Consider the following 14,667-nt stretch of genomic DNA (forward strand, 5'->3'; position numbering starts at 1 on the left):
TTTTCCGCCGGCCGCAACGATCGTCGGCTGGTCCTTGTCGACGCGGGTTTTTCGTTGTTCGCCGAACGCGGGCCACCGGATTTCCCGGAATGCCCGGCGACCCGTTCGGCAATCGGCGATTCCCCGAACCGCGGACCGACGGCCGCGCCGATTTCCTCGTGTTGGAAGGCGAGACGGCGCGACCGTCCACACTGGAGGGTGCCACTCGGACACCGGCGGCAGCGGGGCACGAGCTCGCCGACAATGCGGCGATCCGGATTTCATGCCCGACGAAGAACGCGCCGCGCGGTGCGAGGCAGCCGGATGGTGAGATCGACTCGTGGCGGATGTCTTGGTCGCGGATGTCGTGATCGCGGGTGGCGGGCCGGCCGGCTGGGCGCTGGCTCGTGCGTGCGCGCGGTCGGGGCTGCGGGTCACGCTGGTGGCGCCCACGAACACCTGGCCCGCCACGTACGGGATGTGGCTGGACGAGACGTCCGTGCTGCCCGCCGGTGCGCGTTGGGTGCCGGCGCGGGTTCGGGGGCTGGCACGCGGGTACGCGGTCCTGGACAACGAGAGCGTGCTCGCGGCCTGCGCCCACCCGGGCATCGAGGTGGTCAGGGCCCGCGTGGCGGCCATGACGGCTACCGGGGCCCGCCTGGCCCACGGCGAGGTGCTGAGGGCGGGCATGGTCTTCGACGCGACCGGGGTGCTCGGTGCGGCGAACCGGGTCGAGCAGACCGCCTTCGGCGTGGTGGTACCGGCCGAGCGGGCCGCTTCCGTCGTGGCACCGGGTGAGGCCGTGTTCATGGACTGGCGCCGGCCGCCGGGGTTCGGTGAGCCGGCCACGTTCCTCTATGCCGTGCCCCGCCCCGACGGCCGGGTCCTCCTCGAGGAGACCTGTCTCGCCCGGCGACCCGGCCTCGGCTTCGCCGAGCTGCGGGACCGCCTGCACGCGCGGCTCGGGCCGCTCGACGGGCCCGTCGAGCGGGTCCGGTTCCCCGTCGACGTCCCTCCCCCGCCGCTACTGGCGAGTGGCGCGATTCCCTTCGGGGCCGCCGCCGGGTTCGTGCATCCGGCGACCGGGTTCAGCCTTGCCGACACCTTCCGGCTGGCACCGGCCGTCGCGTCAGCCTTTCGGGGTGGCCCCGCGGCGGTGCGGCGTGTCCTGTGGCCGGCGCCGGCTCGGCTCGTGTATCGGTTGCGCCGCCGTGGGCTGGCGACGCTGCTCAGCCTGACCGCCACCGAGCACGAGGAGTTCTTCGACCTGTTCTTCGCACTTCCCGAACGCCGACAGCGGGCCTACCTGTCCGGACGCACCGACCTCGCGGGCGTGACCGCCGCGATGGCCGTCCTGTTCGCCCGCGCCCCCGCCCACCTCCGCCGGAAGATGGTCACCCCATGACGCTCGAGAAGCTCCTCACCAAGATCCGGCAGGTCTTCCCCGACGCCGACCCGACCGAGATCAAGCGCCAGCTCGACCAGTACACCGGGCCCGAGCGGCTCCGCGTCCAGCTCGCCATCGTCAAGCTCTCGGACGAGGACCGGCGCGACTCCCCGACGCACTATGTCCACACCGCCTGCCAGGACCACCGCGATGTGCTCGCCTGGGCCGAGTCTCCGCACCAGCTGCGGCCCGACTGGTTCACCCTCTCCGTCACCGAACGGGCAAAGGTCACGAAGTCGGACCGGCAGCAGTACGCGCGCTGGCTGGCTCGGTGAACGTCGCGGCGGCGGTACCCGTCGACGTGCTTCGGGGCCGGGTCGTGCCCGCCCCGGCCTAGACTCACTGCATATGGAGCAGTTCACGCCAGGTCAGGTGGCCGAAAAGACCGGTTTCAGCCTCGACACGCTGCGGTACTACGAGCGGATCGGGCTGCTCGACGACATCGCGCGCAACTCGGGCGGCCAGCGGGTGTTCACCGAGGACGACGTCGCGTGGCTGCGGATCCTGCGCTGCCTGCGGGAGACGGGGATGCCGATCCAGCGCATGGTCCGGTACGCGGAGCTGGCCCGCGGCGGTGACGAGACCGTGGCCGAGCGGCTGGAGGTGCTGCGCGAGCACGACCGCGACATCGACGACAAGATCGCCCATCTGCGGGTGGAGCAGGACCACATCCGCGCGAAGATCGCCAATTACCAGCGAAACCTGTCCCAGCGCCGGGAAAGCCAGACCAGCCCGGCCTGATGACCGACGACGACACCCGGCCGTCGGTGGACGGCCCTACCGCGATGAGCCCGGCGAGCGGCCGACTGCACGGCGGGCTGCCGGAGGAGACGACCCCGGCGGACCAGCCCACCGAACCGGTCGAACCGGCACCCACCGAGCACCCTCCCGACGAGACGACTCGACTGCACGCCCAACCGGTCCGCCACGGGCCGACCTTCGAGTCAGCCTCCGAACCGACCTCCGACGAGCCAGCCTCCGAGCCGGCACTCACGGAGCACCCTCCGGACGAGACGACACAGCTGCGCGCCCAACCGGCCCTCGACGGGCCGACCTACGAGTCAGCCTCCGAACCGACCCCTAACGAGCCGGCCTTCGCACCGGCCTTCCACGGGTCGGCGTCCGTCGACGGACCCACCGTCGTCGAGCCCTTCGTGGCCGGCGTCGACGAGCCCACTGTCGCGATCCTCGGCGACGATCCCGCCGCCACCGAGCCCACCACCGGCGGCTGGCCCTTCGACCAGTTCGAGCCACCACCGCCCCCCGAACCGGCCTGGCGACCGGACGCGGCGCCCGCGGCGCCGCTCGCCGGCCGCAGCCCCGCCTACTACGTCGGGCTCGGCGCGTCGGTGGTGCTGGTCATCGCCCTGGTCGCGCTTGCCGCGCTGGTCACGGTCCTGCGGCCACGACACGAGGTCGCCGGCACCGCGACCGCGGCCGTCCCCCGGATCAGCGACTCGGGCACGACCCCGCCACCGGCCACGTCCTCGACCGCGCCGCCCCGGACCGGGCCGTTCGCCGAGCTGGCCGCGCACCCGCTGTCCAGCTCCACCACGCGCATGCCGGACACGACGTGCGTGCTCCCCCGCTTCGACCCGGCGGACGACAAGCAGGCGGAGTTCTACACCGCGGCGAAGAAGTGCGCCGACGACGCCTGGCGGCCGGTGCTCGCGGCGGCCGGACTGTCGGGCGAGGTCAAGGTCGTGACGGTCACGGGTGCGGTGGGGACCCAGTCCTGTGGGGACCTGGCACCGACCAGCGCCCCCACGGAATGCGACGGCACGGTCTACCTGGCCCCGGCCTACCTGCGGGACACCGAGCAGCTCGGCCGTTATCCCGGCAAGTACTTCGGGATCTTCCTCCGCGAGTACGCGCGGGGGCTCCAGGACACAACCGGTCTGGACGACCTGCTGACGAGGGTCGCCACCGGCTCGGCGGCCGAGCTGGACACCCGGGTCGACCAGCAGGCGACCTGCCTGGCGGGCGTGGCCGGCGGCGCGATGGCCGGGCGTGGCGCCGTGGACAGCAACATCGTCAACGAGATCCACCAGCGACTGACCACGGTGGACGCACCGCCGAACGCGCAGTCGTTGCTGGACAAGGGTTTCCAGCAGCGCACCCCGGCGGCGTGCAACATCTGGGCCGGCTGAGCCGGCCGGGGCACCCGCGATGTCGAACATCGCACGGGTGCGCCGGCGGTCGGCGAACGTCAGATGGTGAAGCCGAGGGCGCGCAGCTGCTCGCGGCCGTCGTCGGTGATCTTCTCCGGGCCCCACGGCGGCATCCAGACCCAGTTGATCCGGAAGTCGCTCACGAGCCCGCCACCGGGACCGGCGGTCAGCGCGGCCCGGGTCTGGTCCTCGATCACGTCCGTCAGCGGGCAGGCCGCCGACGTCAGCGTCATGTCGAGTGTCGCGGAGTTGTCGTCCTCGACGTGGATGTCATACACCAGGCCGAGATCGACCACGTTGATGCCGAGCTCCGGGTCGACGACGTCGCGCATGGCCTCCTCGACGTCCTCGATCGCGGCCACGTCCGCCTTCGGCGCCGGTGGCTCCGGCAGCGCGTCGACTCCGCGCGTGACTTCCTCGCTCATGCTGCTCCTCCCGCACCGGCTCGCGCCACCGCGTCCTTGAACGCCATCCAACCGAGCAACGCACACTTGACCCTGGCCGGGTACTTGGCCACGCCCGCGAACGCGACGCCGTCCTCCAGCACTTCCTCGTCCGGCACGACCTGGCCACGTCCCTGCACCATCTCGACGAAGGCGTCCAGTGTGGACAACGCCTCGCCGACCGGGCGGCCCGTCACCAGGTCGGTCATGACCGACGTCGAGGCCTGGCTGATCGAGCAGCCCTGCCCTTCGTAGGACACGTCGGTGACCTTGTCGTCCGCCACCGCGACCCGCAGGGTCACCTCGTCACCGCAGGTCGGGTTGACCTGGAACGACTCGGCGTCGAACGGCTCGCGAAGCCCGCGCCCGTGCGGGTTCTTGTAGTGGTCCAGGATGATCTCCTGGTACATGGACTCGAGGTTCATCCGAAGACCTTCTTCACCTGTGCCAGCCCCGCCACCAGCGCATCGGCCTCGGCGGTCGTGTTGTACAGGTAGAAGGACGCCCGGGTCGTCGCCGGAATTCCGTAGTGGATCACGGCCGGCCGTGCGCAGTGGTGGCCGACCCGCACGGCGATGCCCAGCTCGTCCAACACCTGGCCGACATCGTGTGGATGAACGCCATCGAGAGTGAACGAGATCTCGGCCACCCGATCCTCGACGGTCGGCGGACCGATGATCTTCACACCGTCCACCGCGGACAGCGCGTCGAGGGCGTAGGACGTCAGCTCGTGCTCGTGTGCCGCGATGGCCGGCATGCCGACGACCGTCAGGTAGTCGACCGCCGCACCCAGCGCGACCGCCTCGGCGATCGGCGGGGTGCCGGCCTCGAACTTGTGCGGCGGCTGCGCGAAGGTGGACTTCTCCATCGTGACGATCTCGATCATCTCGCCGCCACCCAGGAACGGCGGCAGCTCGCGCAGGAGCGGCAGCCGCCCCCACAGCACCCCGATTCCCGTTGGCCCCAACATCTTGTGGCCGGTGAACGCCACGAAGTCGGCGCCGAGCGCGGTCACGTCGAGCGGCAGGTGCGGCGCGGACTGCGACGCGTCCACGAGCACCAGCGCGCCGACCTCGTGCGCCCGCCTGGCGATGAGCTCGACGGGGTTGATGGTGCCGAGCAGGTTCGACACGTGCACCATCGAGACGATCTTCGTGCGTTCGGTGATCACCGAGTCCAGGTTGGACAGGTCGAGGCGGCCCTCGTCGGTGATGGAGAACCACTTCACGGTCGCGCCGGTCCGCTCGGCGAGCAGGTGCCACGGCACGATGTTGCTGTGGTGCTCCATCTCGGTGATGACGATCTCGTCACCGGGACCGACCAGGCGCGCGGAGCCGGGGTCGCCGAGCACGCGGGCGATCAGGTTCATCGCCTCGGACGAGTTCTTGGTGAAGATCACCTCGTCCCGGCTCGGCGCGCCGATGAACGCGGCCACCTTGTCGCGGGCGCCCTCGTACATCGCCGTGGCTTCCTCGGCGAGCGTGTGGATGCCGCGGTGGACGTTGGCGTTGTGCTTCTCGTAGTAGTCGACGATCGCGTCGATGACCTGGCGCGGCTTCTGGGAAGTCGCCGCGTTGTCCAGGTACACCAACGGCTTGTCGCCATGAACCAGCCTGGACAGAATCGGGAAGTCCTTGCGGATCGTCTCGACGTCCAGGCCGGCGGCTGTGGTGGTCATGGCCGGGAACCCTTTCGCGGAGCTTGCGGAGCGCAACACTGCGGGGCTGGTCAGCCGATCGCGGCCGGCTCCTGCTTGCCGGTGAACCGCACGTAGCCGTGCTCCTCGAGCTGGTCGGCGAGCTCGGAGCCGCCCGACTCGACGATCTTGCCGCCGGCGAACACGTGCACGAAGTCCGGCCTGATGTGGCGCAGGATGCGGGTGTAGTGGGTGATCAGCATGACGCCGACCTCGCCACCGGCCTTGACGCGGTTGATGCCCTCGGACACGACACGCAGCGCGTCGACGTCCAGGCCCGAGTCGGTCTCGTCCAGGATCGCGATCTTCGGCCGCAGCAACGCGAGCTGGAGGATCTCGTGCCGCTTCTTCTCACCGCCGGAGAAGCCCTCGTTGACCGAGCGCTCGGCGAAGGCCGGGTCGATGTCGAGGTCGGCCATGGCCTCCTTGACCTCCTTGACCCAGTGGCGCAGCTTCGGGGCCTCGCCACGGACCGCGGTGGCCGCGGTGCGCAGGAAGTTCGACATGGACACGCCGGGCACCTCGACCGGGTACTGCATGGCCAGGAACAGGCCCGCGCGGGCCCGCTCGTCGACGGTCAGCGACAGCACGTCCTCGCCGTCGAGCAGTACCGAACCGGAGGTCACCTCGTACTTGGGGTGACCGGCGATGGCGTAGGACAAAGTGGACTTGCCGGACCCGTTCGGTCCCATGATCGCGTGCGTCTCGCCCGAGTTGATCGTCAGGTTGACCCCGGACAGGATCTCCTTGGCGCCCTCGTCCGTGTTGACCGAGACGTGCAGATCCTTGATCTCCAGCGTGGCCATCTCTTGCGCTTTCTCCTTGGTGTTCAAGTCAGTTGGTGGTGACGGTGACGTCGACGTACACGTCGTCGTCGCGGATCTCGACCGGGAACACGTCGACCGGCTCGGTGGCCGGCGGCGACGACGGCTGCCCGGTCCGCAGGTCGAAGCAGGAGCCGTGCAGCCAGCACTCGATGCCCTTGCGGGTCACCTCGCCCTCGGACAGCGAGAGCGTCGCGTGGCTGCACTCGTCCCGCAGCGCGTGCACCTCGTCCCCCTGGCGCACAAGGACTACCGGCTCGTCGTCGACCTCGACGCCGAACGGCTTCCCGTCGTCCAGGTCGGACAGCGCACACGCGCGGTTCATACCCCTACCGCTTCCAGCTCCGCCTCGATCGCGGCTTCCAGGCGCTCCCGGATCTCCGGCACGTCGATCTTCATCAGCAGCTCGTGGAAGAAGCCGCGGACGACCAGCCGGCGCGCCACGCCCTCGGGGATGCCGCGGGCCTGGAGGTAGAACAGCTGCTCGTCGTCGAACCGGCCGGTGGCGCTGGCGTGGCCCGCGCCGGCGATCTCGCCGGTCTCGATCTCCAGGTTCGGCACCGAGTCGGCGCGCGCGCCCTCGGTGAGCACCAGGTTCCGGTTCAGCTCGAAGGTCTCCGTGCCCTCGGCCGCCGCGCGGATCAGCACGTCGCCGATCCAGACCGTGCGGGCGTCGGCGCCCTGGAGCGCGCCTTTGTAGACCACGTTGGACTTGCAGTTGGGCTGCGCGTGGTCGGCGAACGTGCGCAGCTCGATGTGCTGGCCGGCGTCGGCGAAGTACAGGCCGTTCAGCTCCGCGTCGCCGCCCGGGCCGGCGAAGGCGACCGTCGGGCTGACCCGGACGAGGTCGCCGCCCAGCGCGATCAGGTGGTGCCGCAACGTCGCGTCGCGGCCCAGCCTGGCGTGGTGCGCGGAGACCTGCACCGCGTCGTCGGCCCAGTCGTGCACGCTGACGACGGTCAACCGAGCGCCGTCGCCGACGATGACCTCGACGTTGTCGGCGACCGTGCCGCTGCCCCGGTGGTCGATGACCACGACGGCCTCGGCGAACCGCTCGGCGTGGATCTGCAGGTGCCCGTAGGCGACCTTGCCCTCGCCGGGACCGGTGACCCGCACCGTCGTGACGGGGGGCCGGGTCTCCTTCGGCACGGTGATGACGGTGGCCTGCTGGAAGGAGCTGTACGCCTGCGCCGCGACCCGGTCGGCCGGGACGCCGCCCTGGCCGAGCCGCGAGTCCTCGCGGCCGACGGTCTCCACCCGGACGGCGCCGTCCGGGGAACCGCCTTCCACCTCGACGGAAAGCTCACCCGAGGCCAGGGCGGTCCCGTCGTGCAGGCCGTGAAGTCGCTTCATCGGCGTGAAGCGCCAGATCTCCTCGCGTCCACCCGGGACCTCGAAGGCCTCGACGTCGAAGGAGGCGAACTGCTCGGCGCGGGACGCCGCGGGCACCACCGCACCATGGGAGTGCGGTGTCGGCGTGACGCCCGGGGACGAGCTTGCCGAGTCGAGAATCGTGTCGGACATCTAGCCGACGGCCCCTTCCATCTGCAGCTCGATGAGCCGGTTCAGTTCGAGTGCGTACTCCATGGGCAGCTCACGGGCGATCGGCTCGACGAAGCCGCGCACGACCATCGCCATCGCCTCGTCCTCGGTGAGGCCGCGGGACATCAGGTAGAACAGCTGGTCCTCGCTGACCTTCGAGACGGTCGCCTCGTGGCCCATGGACACGTTGTCGTTGCGGATGTCCACGTACGGGTAGGTGTCGGACCGGCTGATCTGGTCGACCAGCAGCGCGTCGCACTTCACCGTGGACTTCGAGTGGTGGGCACGCTTGGCCACCCTGACCAGACCGCGGTAGGAGGTCCGGCCGCCGCCGCGCGCCACCGACTTCGACACGATGGTCGAGGAGGTGTGCGGCGCGAGGTGCTCCATCTTGGCGCCCGCGTCCTGGTGCTGGCCCTCGCCAGCGAACGCGATCGACAGGACCTCGCCCTTGGCGTACTCGCCCATCAGGAACACCGACGGGTACTTCATGGTGACCTTGGAGCCGATGTTGCCGTCGATCCACTCCATGGTCGCGCCCTCTTCGGCCTTGGCGCGCTTGGTGACCAGGTTGTAGACGTTGTTCGACCAGTTCTGGATGGTCGTGTAGCGGCAGCGGGCGCCCTTCTTCACGATGATCTCGACGACCGCGGAGTGCAGCGAGTCGGACGAGTAGATCGGCGCGGTGCAGCCCTCGACGTAGTGCACGTAGGCGCCCTCGTCGACGATGATCAGCGTCCGCTCGAACTGGCCCATGTTCTCGGTGTTGATCCGGAAGTAGGCCTGCAGCGGGATCTCCACGTGCACGCCCTTCGGCACGTAGATGAACGAGCCACCCGACCAGACCGCGCCGTTGAGCGCGGAGAACTTGTTGTCACCGTGGGGGATGACCGAGCCGTAGTACTCCTCGAACAGCTCCGGGTGCTCCTTGAGCGCGGTGTCCGTGTCGAGGAAGATCACGCCCTGCTTCTCGAGCTCCTCGTTGATCTTGTGATAGACCACCTCGGACTCGTACTGCGCGGCGACACCGGACACCAGGCGGGCCTTCTCGGCCTCCGGGATGCCCAGCTTGTCGTAGGTGTTCTTGATGTCCTCCGGCAGGTCCTCCCAGCTGGCGGCCTGCTTCTCGGTCGAGCGCACGAAGTACTTGATCGTGTCGAAGTCGATGCCGGACAGGTCGGCGCCCCAGTTGGGCATGGGCTTGCGGTCGAAGAGCTGCAGCCCCTTGAGCCGGGACTCGAGCATCCACTCCGGCTCGTTCTTCTTCGCCGAGATGTCCCGGACGACGGCCTCGGACAGGCCGCGTTGGGCGGCGGCGCCGGCGACGTCCGAGTCGGCCCAGCCGAACTCGTAGTTGCCCATGGCGGCCAGAGTCTCGCCCTGGGCCTGTAGGCGCTGCTCCGCAGCGGTGGTCATGAAGGCGTCCCTTCGGTTGTGGTGGTGTCGCCCGGCTCGGGAGATCGGGAGTCTCCGAGTGGTACGTGTGTGGTGCACGCGGCGTCACCACGTGCGATGGTCGAGAGTCGCTGTACGTGGGTGCCGAGCAGTTCGGCGAATGCCGCCGTCTCGACCTCGCACAGCTCGGGGAACTCCGCCGCGACGTGCGCGACCGGGCAGTGGTGCTGGCAGAGCTGCTCCCCTGTCCCGACGCGCCGTGTCGACGCAGCGTAACCCTCCCTGGTGAGAGCCTCCGCGAGGGTCTTCGCCCGCTCGGCGAGGTCCGGCGTGGCCAGCACCTCGCCGCGGTGCCGGTCGACGAGCGTGGCGACCCGTCGCGCGGCGAACTCGCGTACCGCCGACTCCCCGGCCGCCTCGGCGACGAACCGGATGGCCTCGATGGCCAGGTCGTCGTAGGCGTGCCCGAACCGGGCACGCCCGGTCTCGGTCAGCAGCCACAGCTTCGCCGGCCGGCCCCGGCCCCGCTGGCCGCGCCGCGGTGCGTCGCGCATGCACGCCTCACCGTTCGCGACCAGGGTGTCCAGGTGCCGGCGGACGGCCGCCGGGCTGATCCGGAGGGTCTCCGCGACCGCGGCCGCGGTGATCGGTCCCTGTTCCAGCAGCAGGCGTGCCACACCATGTCTGGTGCGGCCCTCGGCCAGCTGCTCGTTTTTCACAACACCAGTGTGTCTTATTTCCCGGGCGGCGGCAAAGTGGCCCGTGTCCGAGGTGATCGGCGTCACCCTCAAGGTCGCCCGATACGCTTTCCCACGTGGCAGAGGGTGTGACGGAGCGGAGCGGGGCCGACGGGAGGTCCGGCGGCGCCACCTTCACCAGTGCGCCGCTGGACGGGCGCGAGCGCCGGCAACTGGACGTGATCCGCCGCTTCGGCACGGTCGGGGCGTTGCTGCTGGCCATCGGTTCGCTGGGGGCGGGCGCGGCGCCGGTGTACAACCCCGTCTGGGGCCTGCCGGTGTTCAGCCTCTTCCCCCGGATGACGACGGTGTCGCTGGCGATCGCGTTCGCCGGCGTGTTCATGATCGTGCTGGGGTGGCTGGGGCTGGGCCGGCTCGCCACGCCGGGTCGCGCGCGGATGGTCTCGCTGCCGCAGATGGCCAGGACGCTGGTGATGTGGACCGCGCCGCTCGTGCTGACCGTGCCGATGTTCTCGAAGGACGTCTACAGCTACCTCGCGCAGAGCGAGATCGCCGCGCGTGGGCTGGACCCGTACACGGTCGGCCCGGCCGAGGCGCTGGGCAACAACGACGTCCTGACCAGGAACGTGCCGACGATGTGGCGGGAGACGCCGTCGCCGTACGGGCCGCTGTTCCTGATGATCGGGCGGACGATCACGCGGATCACCGGCGACCACGTGGTGATGGGGATCGTGTTCCAGCGGCTCCTGGCGCTGTTCGGCTTCGCGATGATCGTGTGGGCGCTGCCCCGGCTGGCGCGGCGGTTCGGCATCAACCCGGTGAGCGCGCTGTGGCTGGGGGCGGCGAACCCGCTGGTGCTGTTCCACCTGGTGGTGGGCATCCACAACGAGGCGCTGGCGATCGGCCTGATGCTCGTCGGCATCGAGCTGGCGCTGCGGAGGATGCCCAGGTGCGGGCCGAGTGGGCCGTTCCCGCCGTGGCAGCAGGGCGAGCTGCTCTGGTACGGCATCGGCGCGACGGTGATCACACTCGCGGCCGTGGTGAAGATCCCGGCCGCGCTGGCGCTCGGGTTCCTCGGCGTGATGATCGCGCGACGCTGGGGTGGGCGGTGGAAGCACCTGTTCGTCACGGCCGGCGCGCTGATGGTGATCTTCCTCGCGGTGGTCGTGCTGACGTCGTTCGGCAGCGGGCTGGGGCTGGGCTGGATGTCGACGCTGAACACGGCGAACTCGATCAAGAGCTGGATGGCCCCGATGACCGCGCTCGGCTTCGGCGCCGGCGGGCTGGGGATCATCCTGGGGCTGGGCAACCACATCGACGCGGCGATCACCGTGAGCCGGATGGTCGGCACGCTGCTCGGGCCGCTGCTGGCGGCGAAGCTGCTGCTGGACAGCTTCCGGTGGCGGCTGCGGCCGATGATCGGGCTGGGCGCGGCGCTCGGCGCGGTGCTGGTGTTCGGCGCGACCGTGCAGCCGTGGTACCTGCTGTGGGCGGCGATCCCGCTGGCGTCGGCGGCGGGGAACACCCGCTTCCGCATGGCGGCGACGGCCATCAGCGCGGCGTTCGCGGTGGCACTGCCACCGACCGGGACGACGTTCGACTTCCGGACCTACCAGCTGCCCTACGCCTACGTCGGCGCGGCGGTCGTGGTCGTGACCGCGTTGTTCGTGGTCCGCAGGCACATCCCGACCCGGGCCCGGCTGGTCTCGGTGTCCGTCCCCTGACCTGCCGTTCTCGTACCCACCGGCGGTCCGGCCCGGCCCCGGCCGCATGACTGTGCGCCGAACGTGGTGCCGGACCCGGCGACGTAGACCCCCTGGGGGTGGGACCGCCACCCCGACCGGAGGCAATAGCCTTACGGGCGTGAGCACCCCTTCGCCCGGACCGGCCGTCGAGCTGTCGGGGCTGGTCAAGCGTTTCGGCCAGACCACCGCGGTGGACGGCCTCAGCCTGCGGCTGTGCCGCGGGCAGGTGCTCGCGTTGCTGGGTCCGAACGGCGCGGGCAAGACGACGACCGTGGAGATCTGCGAAGGCTTCCAGCGCCGCGACGGGGGCGACGTGCTGGTGCTCGGGCTCGACCCGGCGACCGACCACGAACGGCTCCGCCCGCGGATCGGCGTGATGCCGCAGGGCGGCGGGGCCTACCCGGGAGTGCGGGCGGAGGAGATGCTCGCACTCGTCGCGGCCTGTGCGGCGAACCCGATCGACCCGGCCTGGCTGATCGAGGTGCTGGGCCTGTCGAACGTGCGGCGGACGCCGTACAAGCGGCTCTCCGGTGGGCAGCAGCAACGGCTGTCACTGGCGTGCGCGCTGGTGTCGCGGCCGGAGCTGGTGTTCCTCGACGAGCCGACCGCCGGCATGGACCCGCAGGCCAGGCGGCTGGTGTGGGAGCTGGTGCGGGCGCTGCGGACCGACGGGGTGAGCGTGCTGCTGACCACGCACGTGATGGAGGAGGCCGAGCAGCTCGCCGACCACGTCGTGATCATCGACAACGGCAAGGTCGTGGCCGAGGGCAGCCCGAGCCAACTGACCGCGGACGAGCCCGACGCGGCGCAGCTGCGGTTCCGCGCCCAGGCCGGGCTGGACCTGCGGCAGCTGTGCGGCGCGCTGCCGGCGGACTGTCGCATCGAGGAGCCGTCACCCGGGACGTACCTGCTGACCGGGCGGGTCGACCCGCAGGTGGTGTCGGCGGTGACGGCATGGTGCGCGCAGCAGGGTGTGCTGCCGGAGGAGCTACACGTCGGCAGGCGCAGCCTGGAGGACGTGTTCCTGGAGCTGACCGGAAGGGAACTGCGGTGACGGGATCTCCGGCCCGGCGTCTCGGGGACGTCACGGGAGCGTGCCGATGACCGCCTTCCCCGCGGGCACCTTCACGCCCGCGCCCGGTCGCGGGCGGATCGGGCGCATGCTGTTCGTCCACGCGCGGACCGAGGCGATCCTGACGCTGCGCAACAGCGAGCAGATCCTCCTCACCCTGTTGATCCCGGTCGCGCTGCTGGTCGGGCTGACCGCCGTCGACGTCTTCGACCTGCCGCGACCCCGGGTCGACTCGGTGGCGCCGCGGGTGTTCGCGCTGGCCGTGATGTCGTCCGCGTTCACCGGGCAGGCCATCGCGCTCGGCTTCGACCGGCGCTACGGCGTGCTCAAACGCCTCGCCGCCACGGCGCTGCCGCGCTGGCTGCTCGTCGCCGGCAGGGCACTCGCCGGCCTCGTGGTGGTCGCCGTCCAGCTCGTCGTGCTCGGCGTGCTGGCGGCGGTCCTCGGCTGGTCGCCCGAGCCGGCGGGGCTGGCGTGGGCACTCCTGCTCGCGGTCCTCGGCACGCTCTCGTTCGGCGCGCTGGGGGTCCTGCTGGGCGGCGCGCTGAAGGCCGAGGTCGTCCTGGGCCTCGCGAACATCGTCTGGTTCGTGCTGCTCCTCGGCGGCGGCATCATCGTCCCGCCGGGCGCCATGCCGGGCGCCCTCGGCGACATCACCGCCCTGCTCCCGTCCGGCGCCCTCACCCAGGGCATGCACACCGCCCTCGTGGACGGCGGCGTGCCCGGCTGGCCGGTGTTCGCCGTACTCACCGGCTGGGGCGTGGTGGCCGCCCTGCTCGCCACCCGCACCACCAGGCTCAGCTGAGCCCGAACCGCTTCGCGAACGCGGACAGGTCCGCCAGGCTCCCGTTCACCACGATCCGCGTGACGCCCTGCGCGGCGAACGCCGCCACCTGCGACTCGGTCAGGTCGGCCGAGCCCCACCGCGTGTACTCCAGCGCGTCCGGGTCGCGGCCCGCCTCCACCGCCGCCGCCCGGGCCGCCTCGAACTGCCGGGCACGCTCGTCGGGCGCGAGCAGGCCACCGGCGAAGTACCCGTCGCCGCGCCGCCCGGCACGTCGTGCCGCCGCCCGGCTCGACCCGCCCACGTGTATCGGCAAACCCTTGTGTGGCAACGGATAGCTGTACACGTCGGTCAGCGGGTAGAACTCCCCGGCATGGGTGACCGGCTCCCCGGACCACAGCAGCCGCAGCACGTCCATCGCCTCGTCGGCGCGGCGACCGCGCGTGGCGAAGTCCACCCCCACCGCCGCCGCCTCCCCTGGGAGCGCGCCGACGCCGACCGTCAGCAGCCGGAGCCGCCCGCCGGACAGCACGTCGACCGTTGCCACGCGCTTCGCCAGTGTCACCGGGTGGTGGTACGGCAGCAGGAGGACGCCCGTGCCGAGCAGGAGCCGCGAGGTGACCGACGCGACGAACGCGAGGCAGTCCAGCGGGTCCAGGAACGGTGTCGTCGGCGGGATCTCCATCGGCCCGACCACCGCCCCCGGGTACATCGCCACGTGCTCGGGCAGGTAGATGCCCTCGAAGCCACACGCCTCGGCGTGCTGGGCGAACGCCGTGAGGCGGGCGGGGTCGGCACCGTGGACGGCGGGCTGGTAGCTGATCGCGAATCGCACGGCGGCGACCGTAAACATTGCCCTCAGGGGCAGGGC

General features: G+C 71.0%; 16 protein-coding genes. 7 read left to right on the forward strand and 9 right to left on the reverse strand.

The window, feature by feature from the left end; genetic code table 11:
* Positions 1-319 precede the first annotated feature (319 nt).
* From VET29_RS42820 to VET29_RS42835, 4 genes are all read left to right on the forward strand, one after another.
* The gene (locus tag VET29_RS42820) at positions 320-1,384 is read left to right on the forward strand and encodes a lycopene cyclase family protein (RefSeq protein ID WP_324932914.1); all 1,065 of its coding nucleotides are present in this window, start codon (positions 320-322) and stop codon (positions 1,382-1,384) included.
* Positions 1,381-1,701, forward strand: a complete 321-nt coding sequence (locus VET29_RS42825; RefSeq protein WP_324932917.1) for a hypothetical protein — start codon at positions 1,381-1,383, stop codon at positions 1,699-1,701. Before VET29_RS42820 ends, VET29_RS42825 begins: the two co-directional genes overlap by 4 nt.
* 73 nt (positions 1,702-1,774) lie before the next feature.
* The gene (locus tag VET29_RS42830) at positions 1,775-2,167 is read left to right on the forward strand and encodes a MerR family transcriptional regulator (protein ID WP_324932920.1); all 393 of its coding nucleotides are present in this window, start codon (positions 1,775-1,777) and stop codon (positions 2,165-2,167) included.
* On the forward strand, positions 2,167-3,576 hold the full coding sequence (locus VET29_RS42835) for a hypothetical protein (protein ID WP_324932923.1): 1,410 nt from the start codon (positions 2,167-2,169) through the stop codon (positions 3,574-3,576). Before VET29_RS42830 ends, VET29_RS42835 begins: the two co-directional genes overlap by 1 nt.
* A gap of 59 nt (positions 3,577-3,635) precedes the next feature.
* On the opposite strand, the gene VET29_RS42840 is transcribed toward VET29_RS42835, so the two are convergent.
* The 8 genes from VET29_RS42840 to VET29_RS42875 are packed head-to-tail and all read right to left on the reverse strand — an operon-like array spanning position 3,636 to position 10,216.
* Positions 3,636-4,022 carry a metal-sulfur cluster assembly factor gene (locus VET29_RS42840; protein ID WP_324932925.1) on the reverse strand — a complete coding sequence of 129 codons (387 nt, stop codon included), beginning with the start codon at positions 4,020-4,022 and terminating at the stop codon, positions 3,636-3,638.
* Positions 4,019-4,465: a Fe-S cluster assembly sulfur transfer protein SufU gene (gene sufU / locus VET29_RS42845; RefSeq protein WP_324932928.1), complete on the reverse strand. Its 447-nt coding sequence runs from the start codon at positions 4,463-4,465 to the stop codon at positions 4,019-4,021. Before sufU ends, VET29_RS42840 begins: the two co-directional genes overlap by 4 nt.
* Positions 4,462-5,718 (reverse strand): cysteine desulfurase, encoded by a 1,257-nt coding sequence (locus VET29_RS42850; RefSeq protein WP_324932929.1) that lies wholly within the window; start codon positions 5,716-5,718, stop codon positions 4,462-4,464. Before VET29_RS42850 ends, sufU begins: the two co-directional genes overlap by 4 nt.
* Before the next feature lie 50 nt (positions 5,719-5,768).
* A complete protein-coding gene (sufC, locus tag VET29_RS42855; RefSeq protein ID WP_324932932.1) occupies positions 5,769-6,542 on the reverse strand; it encodes a Fe-S cluster assembly ATPase SufC in 774 nt (257 codons plus the stop codon).
* Between the two features lie 28 nt (positions 6,543-6,570).
* Complete coding sequence (locus VET29_RS42860) at positions 6,571-6,885, reverse strand: non-heme iron oxygenase ferredoxin subunit (RefSeq protein WP_324932936.1); 315 nt, start codon at positions 6,883-6,885, stop codon at positions 6,571-6,573.
* Positions 6,882-8,084 carry a Fe-S cluster assembly protein SufD gene (sufD, locus tag VET29_RS42865; protein ID WP_324932939.1) on the reverse strand — a complete coding sequence of 401 codons (1,203 nt, stop codon included), beginning with the start codon at positions 8,082-8,084 and terminating at the stop codon, positions 6,882-6,884. The genes VET29_RS42860 and sufD overlap by 4 nt, the downstream gene beginning before the upstream one ends.
* Positions 8,085-9,518 carry a Fe-S cluster assembly protein SufB gene (gene sufB / locus VET29_RS42870; protein ID WP_324932942.1) on the reverse strand — a complete coding sequence of 478 codons (1,434 nt, stop codon included), beginning with the start codon at positions 9,516-9,518 and terminating at the stop codon, positions 8,085-8,087. It lies immediately after the preceding gene.
* Entirely contained in the window at positions 9,515-10,216 is a 702-nt protein-coding gene (locus tag VET29_RS42875; RefSeq protein ID WP_324932945.1) for a metalloregulator ArsR/SmtB family transcription factor, read from the reverse strand. The genes sufB and VET29_RS42875 overlap by 4 nt, the downstream gene beginning before the upstream one ends.
* A gap of 95 nt (positions 10,217-10,311) precedes the next feature.
* Between VET29_RS42875 and mptB the strand changes: the two genes are divergently transcribed.
* From mptB to VET29_RS42890, 3 genes are all read left to right on the forward strand, one after another.
* On the forward strand, positions 10,312-11,919 hold the full coding sequence (gene mptB / locus VET29_RS42880; RefSeq protein WP_324932948.1) for a polyprenol phosphomannose-dependent alpha 1,6 mannosyltransferase MptB: 1,608 nt from the start codon (positions 10,312-10,314) through the stop codon (positions 11,917-11,919).
* Between the two features lie 139 nt (positions 11,920-12,058).
* Positions 12,059-12,994 (forward strand): ABC transporter ATP-binding protein, encoded by a 936-nt coding sequence (locus tag VET29_RS42885; RefSeq protein WP_324932951.1) that lies wholly within the window; start codon positions 12,059-12,061, stop codon positions 12,992-12,994.
* A gap of 46 nt (positions 12,995-13,040) precedes the next feature.
* The gene (locus VET29_RS42890) at positions 13,041-13,817 is read left to right on the forward strand and encodes an ABC transporter permease (protein ID WP_324932954.1); all 777 of its coding nucleotides are present in this window, start codon (positions 13,041-13,043) and stop codon (positions 13,815-13,817) included.
* Here the strand turns inward: VET29_RS42890 and VET29_RS42895 are convergent.
* Entirely contained in the window at positions 13,810-14,631 is an 822-nt protein-coding gene (locus VET29_RS42895; RefSeq protein ID WP_324932957.1) for a TIGR03619 family F420-dependent LLM class oxidoreductase, read from the reverse strand. The two genes, VET29_RS42890 and VET29_RS42895, sit on opposite strands and share 8 nt — an antisense overlap.
* Positions 14,632-14,667: the final 36 nt, after the last annotated feature.

It is taken from the genome of Actinophytocola sp. (genome assembly GCF_035634895.1).
Taxonomy (GTDB): Bacteria; Actinomycetota; Actinomycetes; order Mycobacteriales; family Pseudonocardiaceae; genus Actinophytocola.